General features: G+C 73.7%; 14 protein-coding genes. 8 read left to right on the top strand and 6 right to left on the bottom strand.

Features of this window, described 5'->3' with window-relative positions:
* The first annotated feature begins 102 nt into the window (after window positions 1–102).
* The 6 genes from KO717_RS00750 (at window position 103) to KO717_RS00725 (ending at window position 5,861) form a co-directional block, all read left to right on the top strand.
* The gene (locus KO717_RS00750) at window positions 103–456 is read left to right on the top strand and encodes a histidine kinase (RefSeq protein ID WP_301363759.1); all 354 of its coding nucleotides are present in this window, start codon (window positions 103–105) and stop codon (window positions 454–456) included.
* Window positions 453–971, top strand: a complete 519-nt coding sequence (locus KO717_RS37445; RefSeq protein WP_437184455.1) for a LuxR C-terminal-related transcriptional regulator — start codon at window positions 453–455, stop codon at window positions 969–971. The genes KO717_RS00750 and KO717_RS37445 overlap by 4 nt, the downstream gene beginning before the upstream one ends.
* An 820-nt stretch (window positions 972–1,791) precedes the next feature.
* On the top strand, window positions 1,792–3,891 hold the full coding sequence (locus KO717_RS00740) for a SpoIIE family protein phosphatase (RefSeq protein WP_437184454.1): 2,100 nt from the start codon (window positions 1,792–1,794) through the stop codon (window positions 3,889–3,891).
* Window positions 3,892–3,952: 61 nt separating this feature from the next.
* The gene (locus KO717_RS00735; protein WP_301363758.1) at window positions 3,953–4,477 is read left to right on the top strand and encodes a GNAT family N-acetyltransferase; all 525 of its coding nucleotides are present in this window, start codon (window positions 3,953–3,955) and stop codon (window positions 4,475–4,477) included.
* A 148-nt stretch (window positions 4,478–4,625) separates the two neighbouring features.
* Window positions 4,626–5,417 (top strand): class I SAM-dependent methyltransferase, encoded by a 792-nt coding sequence (locus KO717_RS00730; protein ID WP_301363757.1) that lies wholly within the window; start codon window positions 4,626–4,628, stop codon window positions 5,415–5,417.
* Window positions 5,418–5,456: 39 nt separating this feature from the next.
* Window positions 5,457–5,861 carry a DUF4440 domain-containing protein gene (locus tag KO717_RS00725; protein WP_301363756.1) on the top strand — a complete coding sequence of 135 codons (405 nt, stop codon included), beginning with the start codon at window positions 5,457–5,459 and terminating at the stop codon, window positions 5,859–5,861.
* 38 nt (window positions 5,862–5,899) lie between these two features.
* On the opposite strand, the gene KO717_RS00720 is transcribed toward KO717_RS00725, so the two are convergent.
* Window positions 5,900–6,847 carry a nucleotidyl transferase AbiEii/AbiGii toxin family protein gene (locus KO717_RS00720; RefSeq protein ID WP_301363755.1) on the bottom strand — a complete coding sequence of 316 codons (948 nt, stop codon included), beginning with the start codon at window positions 6,845–6,847 and terminating at the stop codon, window positions 5,900–5,902.
* Between the two features lie 99 nt (window positions 6,848–6,946).
* A complete protein-coding gene (locus tag KO717_RS00715; protein ID WP_437184453.1) occupies window positions 6,947–10,132 on the bottom strand; it encodes an amidohydrolase family protein in 3,186 nt (1,061 codons plus the stop codon).
* A gap of 151 nt (window positions 10,133–10,283) precedes the next feature.
* Here KO717_RS00715 and KO717_RS00710 point away from each other — a divergent pair, with 151 nt between their 5' ends.
* Window positions 10,284–11,192, top strand: a complete 909-nt coding sequence (locus KO717_RS00710) for an aminoglycoside phosphotransferase family protein (RefSeq protein ID WP_301363753.1) — start codon at window positions 10,284–10,286, stop codon at window positions 11,190–11,192.
* A gap of 127 nt (window positions 11,193–11,319) precedes the next feature.
* On the opposite strand, the gene KO717_RS00705 is transcribed toward KO717_RS00710, so the two are convergent.
* Complete coding sequence (locus KO717_RS00705) at window positions 11,320–11,856, bottom strand: hypothetical protein (protein WP_437184621.1); 537 nt, start codon at window positions 11,854–11,856, stop codon at window positions 11,320–11,322.
* Window positions 11,857–12,028: 172 nt separating this feature from the next.
* Complete coding sequence (locus KO717_RS00700) at window positions 12,029–12,580, bottom strand: sigma-70 family RNA polymerase sigma factor (RefSeq protein ID WP_301363751.1); 552 nt, start codon at window positions 12,578–12,580, stop codon at window positions 12,029–12,031.
* Window positions 12,581–12,733: 153 nt separating this feature from the next.
* Here KO717_RS00700 and KO717_RS00695 point away from each other — a divergent pair, with 153 nt between their 5' ends.
* Complete coding sequence (locus tag KO717_RS00695) at window positions 12,734–13,561, top strand: alpha/beta fold hydrolase (RefSeq protein WP_301363750.1); 828 nt, start codon at window positions 12,734–12,736, stop codon at window positions 13,559–13,561.
* Window positions 13,562–13,666: 105 nt separating this feature from the next.
* Here the strand turns inward: KO717_RS00695 and KO717_RS00690 are convergent, their stop codons facing one another.
* Together KO717_RS00690 and KO717_RS00685 are read right to left on the bottom strand one after the other, a co-directional pair.
* Window positions 13,667–14,851 carry a cytochrome P450 gene (locus tag KO717_RS00690; protein ID WP_301363749.1) on the bottom strand — a complete coding sequence of 395 codons (1,185 nt, stop codon included), beginning with the start codon at window positions 14,849–14,851 and terminating at the stop codon, window positions 13,667–13,669.
* Window positions 14,841–15,581: a tRNA-dependent cyclodipeptide synthase gene (locus KO717_RS00685; protein WP_301363748.1), complete on the bottom strand. Its 741-nt coding sequence runs from the start codon at window positions 15,579–15,581 to the stop codon at window positions 14,841–14,843. Before KO717_RS00685 ends, KO717_RS00690 begins: the two co-directional genes overlap by 11 nt.
* Window positions 15,582–15,734: the final 153 nt, after the last annotated feature.

Below are 15,734 nucleotides of genomic sequence, written 5' to 3'. Positions count from 1 at the left end.
TCGGGAGCGTGAGATCAATGATCATCAAGCCCCGCGTCCCGCAACCGGTCGTGTCCGCAGGGCTGTTCGTCGCAGCGCTCGCAGCCGTCGGCGCGAGCAGCCGTGCCCGTCGTGATCCTCGTACCCGAGTGGCTCGCGTGGGTGACCCGGTTCGTCCTGACGCCGCTCGCCGCGGCGGTGCTTCCGTGGTGCGCGGGCCGGTTCCTGCGCCAGTACGGCGAACTGCTGGGCGCCGGGCTGGAGCGGGAACAGCGCCTGCTCGCCGAACAGACCCGATTGCGCGAACGGACCAGGATCGCGCAGGGGATGCACGACCTCCTCGGTCACGAACTCAGCCTCGTCGCCCTGTCGGCGGGAGCGCTGCAACTGGCCCCGGCCTCCCGGAGGCCCACCGCACCGCCGCGCGGGACGTCCGGTCCAGGGCGGGAGCCGCCCTGGACCGGCTGGGCGAGGTGATCGGCCTGCTGCGCGAACCCTCGGACCCGGAGCCCGGGCCCGAGAGCGGACCGGGGAACGGGCTCGCCGGGATCGGGGTCCTGGTGGACCGGGCCGCCGAGGCGGGACTCGACGTCCGGCTGCAGATGGAGGGGGAAGCGGTGGCCGCCGCGCTGCCGCGGGCCGTCGACCGGGCCGCGTACCGCGTCGTCCAGGAGGCGCCGACGAATGTCGCCGAGCACGCGCCCGCCCCCCGGGCCACCGTCGTCGCCCATCTCGCGGCCGACGGCGCGGGCGCCCGCGTCGACGCCCTGACCGCCCGCGAACGGGACGTGCTGGGCCTCCTCGGCGGCGGACTGTCCAACGGGCAGATCGCGCGCTGCCTGCACCTGGCCGACGGGACGGTGAAGGCCCACGTCAGCTCGATCCTCGCCCGCCTCGGCGTCGGCAACCGGGCCGCGGCGGCGGTGGTCGCCCACGAAGCCGGAGCGGTCCTGGCGCCGCCCGGAGGCGGTGCAGCGCCCGAGGAGCGCTGACGCCGCGCGTCCGGCGGCGGGCCGTACCGCCGGCACGGCGCTCGCCCCGAGCGCCCCACACGCCAGGACGTCGTGCGGACCGGCAGGGCCAGGGCCACGAGCCGGGGACGTACGAGCGCCACCTCGGCCGCCAGCGCAGCGGCGAGCGTGGCGTGATTGCTCGGGAACGACCAGCCGCCCGGCACCGGACACGGCGCGACCGCCAGGGCCCCTGCCACGGCCCGGCACGGCCATTCCCCGTCGACCCGGAGCTTCAGCCCCTCGCTGAGCGTGTAGGCGGCCACGGTCCTGGTGGCCGCCAGGGCCACCCCGGCCAGGCCCGGCACGTCACGGCGCCGCAGGGCGGACAGGCCCGCCAGAGCAGCTGCAGGGCCAGGAGCAGCAGTCTGCCCTCGGTCGCCGCCGCCGCCGGCGCCGTCCCGGCCCAGGCCGGCCAGTCGCCCGCCACGCTCCGGGCGAGCGACCGGTAGGCCGTCGCCGAAACGCCCTCAGTGACGTGGACCGGCTCGTGCGTGCCCGGCGCGCCGGCGAGCGGCAGCCGTCGGGCCCATCCGTATCGGGTGTTCGATTCCATGGGGTCCGACCGTAGGAACGCCGGGGCCCGCCCGCCCCGGCCCCCGACGGACGTCAGGGTTGCGACATGCGCCGTTCCGTGCCGGGAAAGCGCCTGCCGAACGCGTGGCGGCCCTGACGGGGACGCTCCGGACGCTGCCGGGCAGGTTCGGGGGCACGATGAGAGGAAGCCGTGCGCCTCGGACCGCCCCAGGGCGGGTGGCGGCGGGCGGCGGCCGGGCCGACGATGCCGGAAGGAGCGTCGCCGATGGGAGCGATCGACGAGTCGGGGACCGGTGGGATCAGACCCGGCATGTCCGGGGTCTCGCCGCCGAGCGGTTTGCTCGACGTCCTGAACGTCGCGGCGGTCGTCCTCGACTCCGAAGGACGGGTCGCGCTGTGGAGCCCGCAGGCCGAGCAGCTGTTCGGCTGGACGGCGGCGGAGGCACTCGGCCGCCCTGCTGCCAAGCTGCTGGCCGCCAAGGAGCACGTAGGCCTGGTCACGGAGCTGTTCGCGCGCGTCATGGGCGGCGCGGGGGACTGGGCGGGAGCCTTCCCGGTGCGGCGCCGGGACGGCGCCACGCGCCTGGTGGAGTTCCGCAACATGCGGCTGCTCGACGAGCACGGCGAGATGTACGCCCTGGGCATCGCGACCGACCGCACCCGGCTGCGCCAGCTGGAGCGGGACCTCGCCCTGTCCGCGCGCCTGGTGGCCCAGTCCCCGATCGGCCTCGCGGTCCTGGACACCGAGCTGCGGTACGTGCTCGTCAACCCGACGCTGGAGCGGATCAACGGGCTCCCCGCCGAAGACCACATCGGCCGTGGCGTCCGCGAGGCCCTGGCCTTCCTCGACGACGCGGAGGCCGCCGAGTCGGCGATGCGCCAGGTCCTGGCCACCGGAACGCCGCTGCTCGAACAGTTCACGGCCGGCCGCACCCACGGCGGGGACCGCACCGAACACGCCTGGTCGGTGTCCTACTACCGGCTGGAGGACGCCACCGGCCGGGTACTGGGCCTCGCCACCTCCGTGGTGGACGTCACCCAGAGTCACCGGGCGGCCATCGAGATCGCCCGCAGCCGCCGCCGCCTGGCGCTCATCGCGGACGCCACCGTCCGCATCGGCACCACCCTCGACCTCGACCAGACCGCCCGCGAGCTCGCCGACGTCGTCGTGCCCGAGCTCGCGGACATCGCCGCCGTCGACATCCTCGACTCCGTCCTCGAAGGCCGGCCGACCCTGCGGTCCTCCGCCCACGAGCCCGCCGTGTTCCGGGCCCTCGCGCTGGCCGCCGCCTATCCCAGCGACGCCGTCCGCGCCGCCGACCCGCCCGGCGACATCGCCCGCTACGCCGCGGACCGGCTCGTCACCCAGTCCGTGACGACCGGCCACCCGGTCCTCGTCGCCCACGTACAGGCCCAGGACATCTCGCGCATCGCCCGCGACAGCACCGCCGCCGACCTCCTGAGCCGCGCCGGGCTCCGCTCCTACCTGGCCGTTCCGCTCATCGCCCGCGGCGAGGTCCTCGGCGCCCTCGACCTCAAACGCACCCGCAACCCGCTGCCGTTCAACGACGACGACATCGTGCTGGCCGGCGAACTCGCCGCCCGCGCCGCCGTGTGCATCGACAACGCCCGCTGGTACCGCAACGCGCACCACACCGCCCTCGCCCTCCAGCACCACCTCCTGCCGCACCACCCGCCGCCCACGCCCGGCCTGGAAGTCGCCTACCGCTATCGGCCCGCCGCTGCCAGCAGCGAGATCGGGGGCGACTGGTTCGACGCCATCGCCGGACCGGACGACACCACGGTCCTCGTGGTCGGAGACGTCATGGGCAGCGGCATCAACGCCGCCGCCAGCATGGGACAGCTGCGTACGGCGACCCGCACCCTCGCCGAACTCGCCCTCGACCCGCCCCAGGTGCTCCACCAGCTGGACCACACCACGGCCGCACTGGAGGAGACCATCGCCACGTGCGTCTACGTCGTCTACGACCCACACGCCGCCCAGTGCCGGGTCGCCCTCGCCGGACACCTGCCGCCCGTCCTCATCCGCTCCGGCCGCCGGCCCCGGCTCCTCGACCTGCCCACAGGCGCCCCGCTCGGCGTCGGCGGCATCCCGTTCGAGTCCACCACCATCGCCATGGACCCCGGCGACCAGCTCGTCCTCTACACCGACGGCCTGGTCGAAACCCGCGACCAGCCCATCGACGAACGCCTGGACCTCCTGCTGACCCTGCTCGCCGACACCGGACGTCCGCTGGAGGAGACCTGCGACCGCCTCCTGGACTCCCTGCGCCGCACGGACGACCACGACGACGTCGCCCTGGTCATCGCCCGCGCACGATCCCTCCCGACGGGCTCCGCCTGAGCCGCCTCTTCCCGATCTTGCCGGACGGGCCCCGGCCCGGCCGGCTGTTATCGTCCGAGGTATGCCTGAGCTCATAACCCCGACCCCCCACCTGCACACTTCCTGGCTCGCCGCGCAGAGTGAAGGGGGACCGGACGCCCACATCGACGGTGGCGGGCTCGGCTCCGACGACGAAGTGGACACCCCGGAGGGCTTCGCCGCCTGGGTGGAGCGACTGCGCCGGTACTCGGACCGCACCCTGCCGGTCGACCACGGCCGGGTCCACGCGACGTACTGGTGGATCGCCGAGGGCGACACGTACCTGGGCGCGATCGACCTGCGGCACTACCTGAACGGCTTCCTCCTCGACGCGGGCGGCCACATCGGCTACAGCGTCCGGCCCTCGGCACGTCGCCGGGGCCTGGCCACCTGGGCCCTGGGGGCCGTTCTGTACGAGGCGCGCATCGTGGGGATGGACCGGGTCCTGCTGACCTGCGACCCGGACAACGAAGCGTCCATCCGCACGATCGAGGGCAACGGCGGGGTACTCGAGGACGTCCGCGACACCCTGATCGGCCCCAAGCGGCGGTACTGGATCGATCTCTAGGCCGTGTCGCGGGGCAGGCGGGACTTTGCGGACACGGCCTTGGGGGCATCGGCGACAGGACCGGGAACCGCCCGGCGGGGCGGGCGCGCCACCGGGAGCCCCGTGTCGTTCCACGGCCGTACGGCCGCGGTGGGTCGATAGTGGGAGGGTGAGCGACAGGCCGGAGGGACCCGGGCCCGGCGGCGCCGGAGACGGCACCGCATGGTCCGGACGTGAAGGGGCGCGCGCCTTCGCGGCGGTGGAGGCGGCCACGGACTGGCTGCTCGGCTACCCGTTCGTCTTCCGCGCCCTGGCTCGCCGCATCGGCGCCGGCGAGGTCCTGGTGGACTACGGATGCGGGCCGGGCAAGGTGGCCGACGAGGCGGCCCGGAGGCTGGGCGCACGGGTGCTGGGGGTGGACACCTCCCCCGAGATGCTGGCGCTGGCCCGCGGTTCGGCGACCGCGGTGGCCGAGTACCACCTGGTCGAGGACGGACGCGTGACCGGCCTGCCGGACGGCTGCGCGGACGCGGTGATGTGCAACCACGTACTGGCCTCGCTGCCGACCGAGGAGGCCGTGCTCGGCGTGTTCACCGAGATCCGCCGGCTCCTGCGGACGGGCGGCCCGTTCGTGCTGCTGGCCACCGATCCTGCGTGCAGCGGCACCGAGTACGCCTCGCTGCGGATCGGCGAACCGGGCGAGGTGTACGGGCCGGGCGACGAGCTGACCGTACGGCTCCGGCGCACGGACGGATCCTGGCAGGAGGTGCGCAACCACGCGTGGCCCGTCGGCGCCCTCCCGGCCCTGCTGGAGCGTGCGGGATTCCGGGACGTCGTCCAGCACCGGCCCACCGTCGACGAGGCACGGACCGTGGCCGACGCGGACTTCGCGGCCGGCCGCACCTGGTCCGCGGAGCGGGCGGGACCGCCCCTGGTCCTCACGACAGCGCTCGCGGCCTGAGCCAGGCCCTGGACAGGTCCTCGGTGTTAGTGTCGCGCCATGTCGTCCAAGGCCGAAATAGACGTGGTGACCGCCGAGTTCTTCGGCGCCTTCGACAACCGTGGCGGCAAGGCGGCCGATCTGGACCGGATCCGGCGGCTGGTCCTGCCGGGCGGAGTGATCACCATGACCGGCCCGCAGTTCACGGTCTGGACCGTGGACGAGTTCATCGAGCCGCGCCGCCTGTTGCTGGGCGCCGGCGGGCGCCTGGCCGAGTTCTCCGAGTGGGAGACCTCCGAACGGACCGAGATCGCGGGCGACATCGCCTCGCGGTTCGGCGAGTACCGCAAATCCGGACTCCTGGACGGCAAGCCGTTCGAGGGGGCCGGGACCAAGACCATCCAGTTCGTCCGCACCGCGAACGGCTGGCGGATCGCGGCCTTCGCCTGGTACGACCGGCCCTGATCACGCCCGGCCGCAAGGCCGTTGTCGGATATGGCCGATCACCGGGAGGCCGGGCCGGTCAGAGCGGCGCGGAGTCGGGCGAGCCGGTCGGCGGCCGAGCCCCGCACCCCGGGGTGGGCGGCGCAGAAGCGCTGCCAGGCTCCCTCGTCCACCCGTACGCCGGCCAGGCACGGCGGCTCCGGGAGGGGCCGCTCCCGGCAGGCCTCCGCCAGCAGTACGGCGTCGTACAGGTCCTTGCACTGTGGTCCGCCCTCGGCCGCGGCGTCCGCCACGAGCCACCGCAGCTTCCAGGCCAGCGACAGCCGGCGGCTCGCCGTCCGGACCACCGTGACCCCGCCGTCGCCTCGCGGCACGGCCGTCCAGACGGGCGGCTCGGGCAGCCGCTCGTCGCGGGAGAAGTCCAGCTGCGCCACCCCCTCCGGGCCGGAGTCCGCCCGCCACGGGATCAGGATCCTGATCCCGCCGGGCCCGTCCTCGCCGTCCGTGTACGCGTAGGCCCACGTACCGTCCCGGCGCGCCCCGTCCGCGTCCAGCAGGACGCCCGCGGCCGCCCTCGGGCAACCGCGGACCCGTTCCAGCAGATCTTCGTACGGCGGGAAGTCCGCCGGCTCCGGCTCCGGTTGCCAGACCAGGCCCTCCGGGGGGACGTGAGCGCGCAGTCCCCGTGTCTCGAACTCCTCCTCCCCGTCCGCCCAGATCTCGTAGCGGGCCGCACCGTCGGCGGCCTCCGGCCACTGCTGCACGGTGTCGTACGCCGGGACGTACGGGTGGGGGTACCGCGGGTCGACGGGCACCGGCGACGGCGGCGGCACGACGAAGTCGAGGTCACCCGGCGGCCGGGCCCGGCCGCCCACCCAAGCGGGCATGACCATGCTGCCGCGCAGGACCAGGTCGTCGCCCCACGCGGATTCCGCGATCAGCCGCAGGAGATGGTCGAGGGCGGCACGGCCGTGCCCTGCCGCCGCCGTCCGGTCGTTCACCGTCATGCCGCGACTGTAGGCGCCGCCACCGACAGGGCCGTGGCCCACCGGCGCAGCGCAGCTCCGACCGGCCGGCCGCGGCGACGGTGCCGAGGAAGCGACGGCCTAGCCGTGCGGGGTGCAGCAGCCGTCGCGCAGCATCTGGTCCAGTACCGCGCGCCAGCCGGCCGGGTCCGGGGACGGGTCCGGTGGCTCGGCGGACGGGGTGAAGGCACGCTCCAGGGCGGGGCGTTCACGCAGGTTCCCGCCGCGGACGGTCGCCCGTACGCGGACCAGGTCGTCGAAGTCGGTGAACGGATCGCCGTCGACCAGGGTGAGGTCGGCGATCCGGCCGGGCTCGACCGTGCCGAGCCGGTCCGCGACGCCGAACATCCGGGCCGGGTTCAGGGTCACCGTGGTCAGGGCCTCCGCCGGTGTCAGCCCGTACCGGTGCAGGGCCCGCAGGGCGAGGTGGAGATGGAGACCGACCGGGGTGAGCGGCGCGTCGGTGCCCAGCGCGAGGAGCCCGCCGCCTTCGACGACACGGCGGTAGACGCCGACCTCCCGCTCCAGCGCCGCGCTCTGTTCCGCGCTCGGCGGCGCGGCGGCCGCGGCCCGGATGGCCGCCACGTCCCAGGGCGGCATCAGGGACGTCACCCGCGGATCGTCGGCGAGCGCCGGATCGGCGCCGATCAGCGGGAGGGCCGTGAAGGGGGTGGCGATCAGATCGAGACCGCCGTGCGTGTAGACCTCCAGGGTGTCCTGGTACGTGTGCCCCCGCGGGGTCGCACCGTGCCCGTACTCGGCACGCTCGGTCGCCACCAGGTGCGTGGTCAGGTCCTGGCCGGACCGGATGCCGGGGGCGCACAGGTGGGAGCCGGCCAGGACACCGAGCCGCTCGTGCGCGAAACGGGCCGCCTCGGCCATCTGCTCGTAGGGAGCTCGTACGTACGTCTTGACGAAGTCCCAGTCCAGCGCCGCGGCCCGGGCCAGCGAGCGGGCGAACCCGGCTCGCGTGCGATGGGCGCGCCCCATGCTGTAGGCGACCCGCGAGCCGTCGAGGAGCTCCCCGCCCGCCAGCAGGCGGGGAGCGGCGAGCAGCCCGGCCCGGATGTCCTCGCGCAGCCGGGCCTGTTCGTAGGCGGAACCACCGAGCGAGACCACGGTCGTGACCCCGTACGCGAGGTGCAGCGCACCCTGGCGCGCCCCGTAGGTGTAGGGGTACGGATGGACGTGCGCGTCCCACAGGCCCGGCAGGACCGTGCCGTCGGAGCAGTCCACGGTGCGGGCGGCGCGGCGGCCCGGCCGGTGCGGCTCGACGGCGGTGATCCGGCCGCCGCCGATCACGACGTCGACGTCGGCGCGGGGCGCGGAGCCGGTGGCGTCCCACAGCAGTCCCGCGTGCACGACGGTGTCGACGGGCGCGGGGCGCCGGTAGTTCAGGGAGACCGGTACGGTCCGGGGCGCTCCGGCGGGTGCTCCGGATCCGTCGAGGGAGAGCAGGCGCAACCGGGCACAGGACTGGTAGAGCAGGGTGCGGGAATCGGCGGACCACGATGGGTGGTCGGCGGGCTCGTCGGTCAGGCGGCGGGCCGGTCCGGTCGGGGCGCCGTCGGGGCCGACGGGCAGCAGCCAGAGGGCGGACTCGCCGACGCAGGCCAGGAAACGGCCGTCGGGCGACCAGACCGGGCCGGAGGCGTAGCGGTCCGCGAGCGAGGCGTGCGGGGCGAGCGCGTGCAGGCGGGCGGCGCCGGTGGCGGAGTCGACGATCCGGATGAGGTTGTAGCCCTCGCGGAAGCGCCGGCTGAGCCGGTTGCGGTCGCAGAGGGCCAGAAGACGGCCGTCGGGCGACCAGCTGGGCGGGCCCGGCAGACCGCCGCCGCCGAGGGCCGCGACCAGCGGGGTCTCGGTCCCGGTCGCGAGGTCGCGGACGAGGAGCCGCCCGGCGAGATCGAGGGCGGCGAGCCTCGTACCGTCCGGCGACAGCACCCCGTAGACGCGCCCGCCCGGGGCGAGGACGCTCTCCCGGCCGCTGTCGAGCTCCCGGCGGCGCACGGTGTTCAGGCCGTCGCGGTCGTCGGTGTAGACCAGCGCGCGGCCGTCCGGGCTCCACACCGGCCCCTGGACGTAGGCCGTCACGGGGGCCTGGACGATCTTGCGTGGTGCGCCTCCGGTGACGGGCGCGACCCACAGCGCGTTGAGTGCGGCGAAGGCGACACGGCGGCCGTCGGGGGAGAGGGCCGGCAGGTGGATGCCCCGGACCGGAAGGCTCCGTTCGGCCTCCAGGACGTACTCCTTGACCCGGTAGCGGGGTCGGGCCACTTCGAGGGTGGCGTCGAGGGAGATCTCGCTGCCGGCGTCGCCGTCGTCCCGGTGGGGGCGGATCACCCGGAACCGGCCGTCGAGGGTGATCAGCAGCCGGTCGTCGCCGATCCAGCGCGGGGGAGCGGGTGCGAGGTCACCCTCGAGGGGGACCGGACGGCCGTCGGCGAAGAGGGAGAGGTTCTCGGCCTTGCGGGGGCCCGGGGTCGCGCACAGCCAGGCGGTGCGTCCGGACGGGGAGAGCGCGGGAGCCAGCAGCCTGCCGTCGGTGACGGTGTGCTCGACCCGGACCGGGCCGCCTCCGCCGGGGTCCGCGGCCACGGAGGCGAGGGTCCGGGCGGTCAGGGTCTCCCCGGTGGGCGTGCCGCGTACGAACAGGACGCGCGAGCCGTCCGGAGACCAGACCGGGTCGAAGTCCTCCCACTCCCCGTCCTGGCCGGGGCCGTCCTGTCCAGGCAGACCCGTCAGCCGGCGCGGGCGGCCGCCGGTCACGGTGACGGTCCAGATCCGGTACGGGCTCCCGGCCACCGGATCACCGCCGCGCTCGGAACAGAAGGCGAGGGAGCGGCCGTCGGGCGACCAGGCGGGCGCACGGTGGTCGAACGGCCCGTCGGTGAGCGGGCGCAGGCCGGAGCCGTCCGCGTTCATCACCCAGATGTGGAAGGCGCCGCCGCGGTAGGCGCTCATCGCCACCCGGCGGCCGTCGGGGGAGAACACCGGGCGGCCGGGTTCGAGGTCGGGCGGGGTCAGCGCCGTCGCCGGCGAACCGTCCGGAGGCAGCGACCAGAGCACGCCCTGAACCTCGGCGACGACCCGGTCCCCGGTGGCGGTGGCGGTGGCCGCTCCGTTGGTCGCCCGGGTGAAGCGCAGCCTGACCGGGTCCCCGGCGCCGCCGCCCGGGACGGCCGCCGCCGCGGACGCGCGGCCGAGCAGCCCCGTCAGGGCGCCCGCCGAAGCCGCCTGCAGAACGGTCCTTCGCGCAACTCGCAACCCGACCACTCGCCCTGTCCGTCGATGACCGCCCCGGATGTCCCGTCAGCCACGCAAACGATCACGACCCAGGTCGGGCAACGGGGCCGCGCACGGGTGTGGTGGGAAAAGGGTTTGCTCCCGCGGGCGGTCGGCGATCGGATGGGACTCCATGAGCACCGCACAGATGATGCATCCAGGCGCGCACCCCGTCGACGAGGACCTCGTACGCCGTCTGATCGCCGGTCAGTTCCCCCGGTGGGCCGGTCTGACCGTGGAACGGCTGCCGTCGGGCGGCACGGTCAACGAGATGTACCGGCTGGGCGACAGCATGGTCGTACGGCTGCCGATGCTGGCGGGCGGGGCCGAGGACGTGGCGATGGAGCGGGAGTGGCTGCCGCGCCTCGCACACCGCCTGCCCACGGCCGTCCCCGAGGTCCTCGGGGCCGGGGAGCCCGCGCAGGGCTATCCGTGGTCGTGGTCGGTGTACCGGTGGCTGGCGGGGGAGAACCCCGAGGCCGGGGCGCTGCACGAGCCCGTGGCACTGGCCCGTGACCTCGCCGCCTTCGTGGCGGCGATGCAGGGCATCACGCTGCCGGGCGCGCCGAAGGCCTACCGCGGGGGGCCGCTCGCCTTGCTCGACGCGCCGACCCGGGCCGCGATCGAGCAGCTGCGGGAGATCCCGGAGGAGGGCGTCGACTGCGATGCCGTGGCCGCCGTATGGGAGGACGCGCTGCGGGCCCCGGAGTGGGACGGGCCGCCGGTGTGGCTGCACTCCGATCTGACGCCGGGCAACCTGCTGGTGGACGGGGGCAGGCTGACGTCGGTCATCGACTTCGGGTGCATGGGGGTGGGAGATCCCGCCTGTGATCTGTTCCCGGCGTGGAACCTGCTGCCGACCGGTGCGAGGGCGGTCTTCCGCGAGGAGCTCGGCGTGGACGAAGCGACCTGGCGCCGAGGCCGGGGGCGGACGCTCTCGCAGGCACTGAACGCGCTGCCCTACTACCGCACGACGAACCGGGTGATGGCGGCCAACGCCCGGCACGTGATCCGGGAGGTGCTGGGAGAGGACCCGCGGTGAGGCCCGGCCGGGCCCGGCGGAGGTGCACCGGGCCCGGCGGAGGTGCACCGGGCCCGGCCGGGGAGTGCGCCGGGCCCGGGCCGCGAGTGTGCCGGGCCCGGGCCCGCCGACCTGCGGTCGGGTGTGCTCAGGAACTGGCCGCGGAGGTGCAGGCCGCGCTGCCGCCGCAGAAGGTGACGTCCCAGTGGTTGCCCTCGCGGGCATAGACGTTGCCCGCGGCGGACCGGTAGCGGGCGGCGCCGTCCCCGCGGTCGGCGATCCGGGTGAAGCTGCCGGTGACGTAGTTGCTGACACAGCTGGTCGGGCTGAAGTCGATCTTGTAGCCGTTCCAGTGGCTGTAGGTGCCCGAGGCGTGTCCCACCTCGGTTCCGCCCGTGATGGTGAGGGCGCAGTGGCTCGCGGTGCGCAGGGTGCGGACGTCGCTGATGGTGGCGGCATTCACCTGCTCCAGCGAGGTGCAGGTGGCGTTGTTCCGGTTGCTGCAACCACCGCTGGAGGACAGGACGATCCCGCCCGTCGCGTTCAGTTGGCTCACGGCCGACGCGTGGCTGAGCTTCGCCGGGGCGGCGTGGGCGGTGCCGGGAACGAGCAGGGCGACGAGGGCCGCCGTGGTGCCGACGAAGCCGGTGGCGAGGGTGCCGCGGAGTCGACTGCGCATGAGGATCTTCCCCTTCTCCGATCGGAGTGCTGACCACACATACTTCAGCAGCGGAGATCGTGCCAGCGCAGGCCGAAGGGGGCATCTGTCCGGTACGGGACAGCCGGCCGCTCCGGCAGGGCGTGGTGCGCCGCCCGGCCGCGCCGGACGCATCGTCCGATCGGCGCAGGTGGAGGGATCAGCGCCCGCCCGGGAGCCGCTCGTCCTGGAGCCGGTCGCGCTGCAACTGGTGGGCGAGGGTGCGGCGTACCGAGGCCGAAACCGTCACCGGCGCATCGGCCGTCGCCTTCGGCGGGACGTCGAGACCACGGCTGATCTCGTCGTAGGCGGCCCGGAAACCCGCGGGCAGCTCAGCGCGACGGAGCGTCAGGTCGTCTTCGAGGAGGCGCCGCAGCTCGTCGACGGTCCGGGGTGTGAAGCGCTTCCGGCCCCGGGCGAGCGCGTCCACGCAGCGGGTGCAGCGAGCGGCGTCGAGGGTCTCGGCGACCGCCTCCGCCAGCCCCCACAGACGCCCTTCGAGCCACGGGGTGTCGTACTGGTCGAGGGCGAACCCCATCGGCGGCGTATGAGTGCCGACCGCGTACTTCGCCACCTGCTTGGACACGGCGGGCTGACTCATGTCGGTGATCCGGGCGATCGTGTCCTGGGTCCAGCCGAAGCCGGCGAACAGCTTGATCATCTCGGAGCGCAGCTTCCGCATCTCCTCACCCGCGCGGATGACCTCGTTCATGCCGGCGAGCATCCGCACAGCCTGTTCCTCGGTCAGGGGGCCGGATGTCCGCCGCGCACTCTCTCGGTCTGCCACCACTCGGTTATACACCGCGGCGCGCCCTGCGCCATAACCAGGTTGTACAACCAGGTTATGACTGTCAGGATCCGCGGCATGCCCACATTCACCGCACCTGACGGAACCCGGCTCGCCCACCGCATCCTGGGGAGCGGCGACCCGGTCGTCTGCATCCCCGGAGGCCCCGCGGACTCCGGCTACCTCGGCGACCTCGGGGGTCTGTCCGCGTACCGTCGGCTGATCGTCCCGGACCTGCGCGGCACCGGCCGGTCCGCGGTCCCCGAGGACACCTCGTCCTACCGCTGCGACCGCCTCGTCGGGGACATCGAGGCCCTGCGCGAGCACCTCGGGCTCGCCCGGATCGACCTGCTCGGCCACTCGGCCGGGGCGAACCTCGCCACGCAGTACGCGGCCCGGTACCCGGACCGTGTCCGCAGGCTCGCCCTGATCACCCCCGGCACCCGCGCCGTCGGCGTGGTCATCACCGGGGAGAGTCGGCGGGAGCTCGCGCGGCTGCGGAAGGACGAGCCGTGGTTCCCCGAGGCGTTCGCGGCACTGGAGGCGATCACCGAGGGCACCGGCAGCGACTGGGATGCCATCAGCCCCTTCTTCCACGGACGGTGGGACGACGCCGCCCGGCGGCACCAGGCGGCGGCCCGCCCGGACAACACGGAGGCCGTCACCCTCTTCGCGGCCGATGGAGCCTTCGACCCGCGGGCCACGCGCGCCGCGCTCGCGGCCTGGAGGAGCCCCGTGCTGCTGCTCGCGGGGGAGTTCGACCTGAACAGCCCGCCTCGGTCGGTGGCCGAGTTCGCCGACCTGATCCCGGGAGCCACGTTCGTCGTACAGCCGGGTGCGGGCCACTACCCCTGGCTCGACGACGCCGGCCGGTTCGTGGCGACCGTCGCGGCGTTCCTGGCGTAGCGGCACGTACGTGGTCCGGGCGCGGGCAGGGCGACGGCCCCGGCCGGATTCCCCCCGGCCGGGGCCATCACAGGGCAGGCGCGTCGTCCCCGCGCGCCTGCGTGATCACCAGAGCACGGGCAGGCGCTCCGGGATGCGCTTCATGAAGCGGGTACGCCACACGAGCTGGTCGACCGGCACGGCGAGGGCGAGGTGGGGCATCTTCTCCAGGAGCACCTCGATGGCGATCTCCGTGTGCCGCTTGCCGAGCGCGGTGGCCGGGCAGTAGTGCTGGCCGCCGCCGAAGGAGAGGTGCGTACCGGCGTTCGGCCGGTCGATGTCCGCGACGTGCGGGTCGGGGTACACGTCCGGGTCGGTGTTGGCGGCCTCGACCAGGACGAGCAGCAGCTCGCCCTTCTTCACCTCGACGTCGCCGAGGGTGACGTCCTCCAGCGCGAGCCGGGGCAGGCCGTCGGCGATCGACAGGTTGATGCGCAGGAGTTCGTCCACCGCGGCCGGGATCTTCTCCGGCTCCTTGCGCAGCCGCTCCCACATCTCGGGGTTCTGGAGCAGGGAGAAGATCGCCATGGTCAGGAAGCCCATGGTGGAGATGACCCCCGCACCGAACAGCGTGACGCCCACGGTGGCGAGCATCTCGTCCGTCAGGTGGTCGTAGTCGGGGTCGTTGCGCAGGGCGGCGAGCTCGGCGATCAGGCCGGTGGTGGTGGGGTCGTCGAGGCGCTCCACCATGTAGGCGATGTCGCGGTCCCAGTTGAGCTTGGCGCCGGTGACCGGGCAGGCCGAGTTCATGAACGCGATGTCGAGGCTCGCCGCCAGGCGCGGCGCGTCGGACTCGGGAATGCCGAGGATGCGGCAGTGCAGGTTCTCGGCGTACGGGTTGGTGAACCGGCCGCGCAGATCGACCGGCGCCCCGTGGCTCAGGAGGCTGTCGACCAGGCTGGTGGCCTGGGCGCGCATCCAGTCGGTGAGCCCGTCGGTCTTCGGGTTGATCGCCTTGAGGACGGCCTTGCGCAGTCCCGCCCCGGTGATGTTGCCCATGTTGTTGACGACCTCGGGCGGGATCGTCAGCGCGTACTGGCGGGGCGCACCCGGGGCCGAGGTGTCCTTCAGGCTGAACCGGGGATCCTCGAGGACCTGCTTGGCCAGCGGATAGGAGGAGACGAGCCAGGCTTCGTCCCCGGCTATCGTGCGGACCCGCTTCACCGGTTCGGCGCGCAGCTCCTCGATCTCGGCCGGGAGCTGGTCGCCGCGCGCGGAGAAGGGGAAGTCGAGCAGGGTCTCAGTGGACATCGGGAGCTCCTTCGGCGGGGGTGATGATGGCGTGACCCTGGTTGCGCGAGGCGCGCAGGCCCGAGCCGCGTGAGTAGAGCAGTTCCGCCATGGGCAGGAGCTGGTGGTAGCAATTGAGGGAGGACGGCACGCCGAGGATGGCCGGCGTGTCGAGGAAGAGCGGCATCTCGGCGCAGACGTACTCCAGGCACACGTCGCGCTGCCGCGTGGTGGCGGCCTTCCCGTTCAGGACCTTGGACGAGAGGAACGCGTCGACCAGCGAGTTGCTGGTCTTGCGGAACTCCGGGTCGGTGTCCAGAAGGGTGGTCAGGTGACTGTGGAGCGCCCGGTAGGCCGGGATGTCGGTGAGGGAGGACATCGGGCGGGCGCGGAGGCGGGTGCCGGTGGGGTCGGCCTCCGCGGCGGCGTTGTTCACCTTGGCGCGGACGCCGCGCAGGTTCTTCACCGCCTTCCGGCGCGCTTCGTCCTCGCCGTAGCCGAGAGCCTCGTACATCTCGGCCACGTGCATGTCGGTGTAGATGAGGTCGACCTGCTCGAAGTTGCGCAGGCCCCAGTGGGCAAGGTCATTGACACGTTGGGCCGAAAAGTAACTGTTCCCCGGGGAAATACCTATGACGGCATGATCGCCTTCGGTGCTGATCACCTGGCAATGCGGGGTGTACGGCCGGACTGTGAAGACTTCGGTTGCTGTCGTCAACAGGGGTCGGGTCCTTTGTGCCGCTAGTCCCATGGGGCCCTGTGCCCCGGGTGTGGCGGCGACGTGATGGAAAGCTACCCGAACTGTGAGCGACGTTCCATGTCTTCTGGGTAGTAACTCATCTGTCGGACAACACAGTTGACCCGGGCACCTTTCCGAACGGGCCGATGCGTCCCTGGTGACGGC

This window comes from Streptomyces xanthophaeus (genome assembly GCF_030440515.1).
GTDB classification, from domain to species: Bacteria; Actinomycetota; Actinomycetes; order Streptomycetales; family Streptomycetaceae; genus Streptomyces; species Streptomyces kutzneri.
The sequence above is the reverse complement of the archived record's forward strand: the minus strand, read 5'-3'. Positions and strand labels throughout refer to the sequence as shown.

Bases quoted from the DNA above. Each gene is read 5' to 3' on its own strand.
- KO717_RS00740 (WP_437184454.1), top strand. From the start codon at position 1,792: ATGGGAGCGATCGACGAGTCGGGGACCGGTGGGATCAGACCCGGCATG.
- KO717_RS00735 (WP_301363758.1), top strand. From the start codon at position 3,953: ATGCCTGAGCTCATAACCCCGACCCCCCACCTGCACACTTCCTGGCTC.
- KO717_RS00725 (WP_301363756.1), top strand. From the start codon at position 5,457: ATGTCGTCCAAGGCCGAAATAGACGTGGTGACCGCCGAGTTCTTCGGC.
- KO717_RS00720 (WP_301363755.1), bottom strand. From the start codon at position 6,847: ATGACGGTGAACGACCGGACGGCGGCGGCAGGGCACGGCCGTGCCGCC.
- KO717_RS00710 (WP_301363753.1), top strand. From the start codon at position 10,284: ATGAGCACCGCACAGATGATGCATCCAGGCGCGCACCCCGTCGACGAG.
- KO717_RS00700 (WP_301363751.1), bottom strand. From the start codon at position 12,580: ATGAACGAGGTCATCCGCGCGGGTGAGGAGATGCGGAAGCTGCGCTCC.
- KO717_RS00695 (WP_301363750.1), top strand. From the start codon at position 12,734: ATGCCCACATTCACCGCACCTGACGGAACCCGGCTCGCCCACCGCATC.
- KO717_RS00690 (WP_301363749.1), bottom strand. From the start codon at position 14,851: ATGTCCACTGAGACCCTGCTCGACTTCCCCTTCTCCGCGCGCGGCGAC.
- KO717_RS00685 (WP_301363748.1), bottom strand. From the start codon at position 15,581: ATGGGACTAGCGGCACAAAGGACCCGACCCCTGTTGACGACAGCAACC.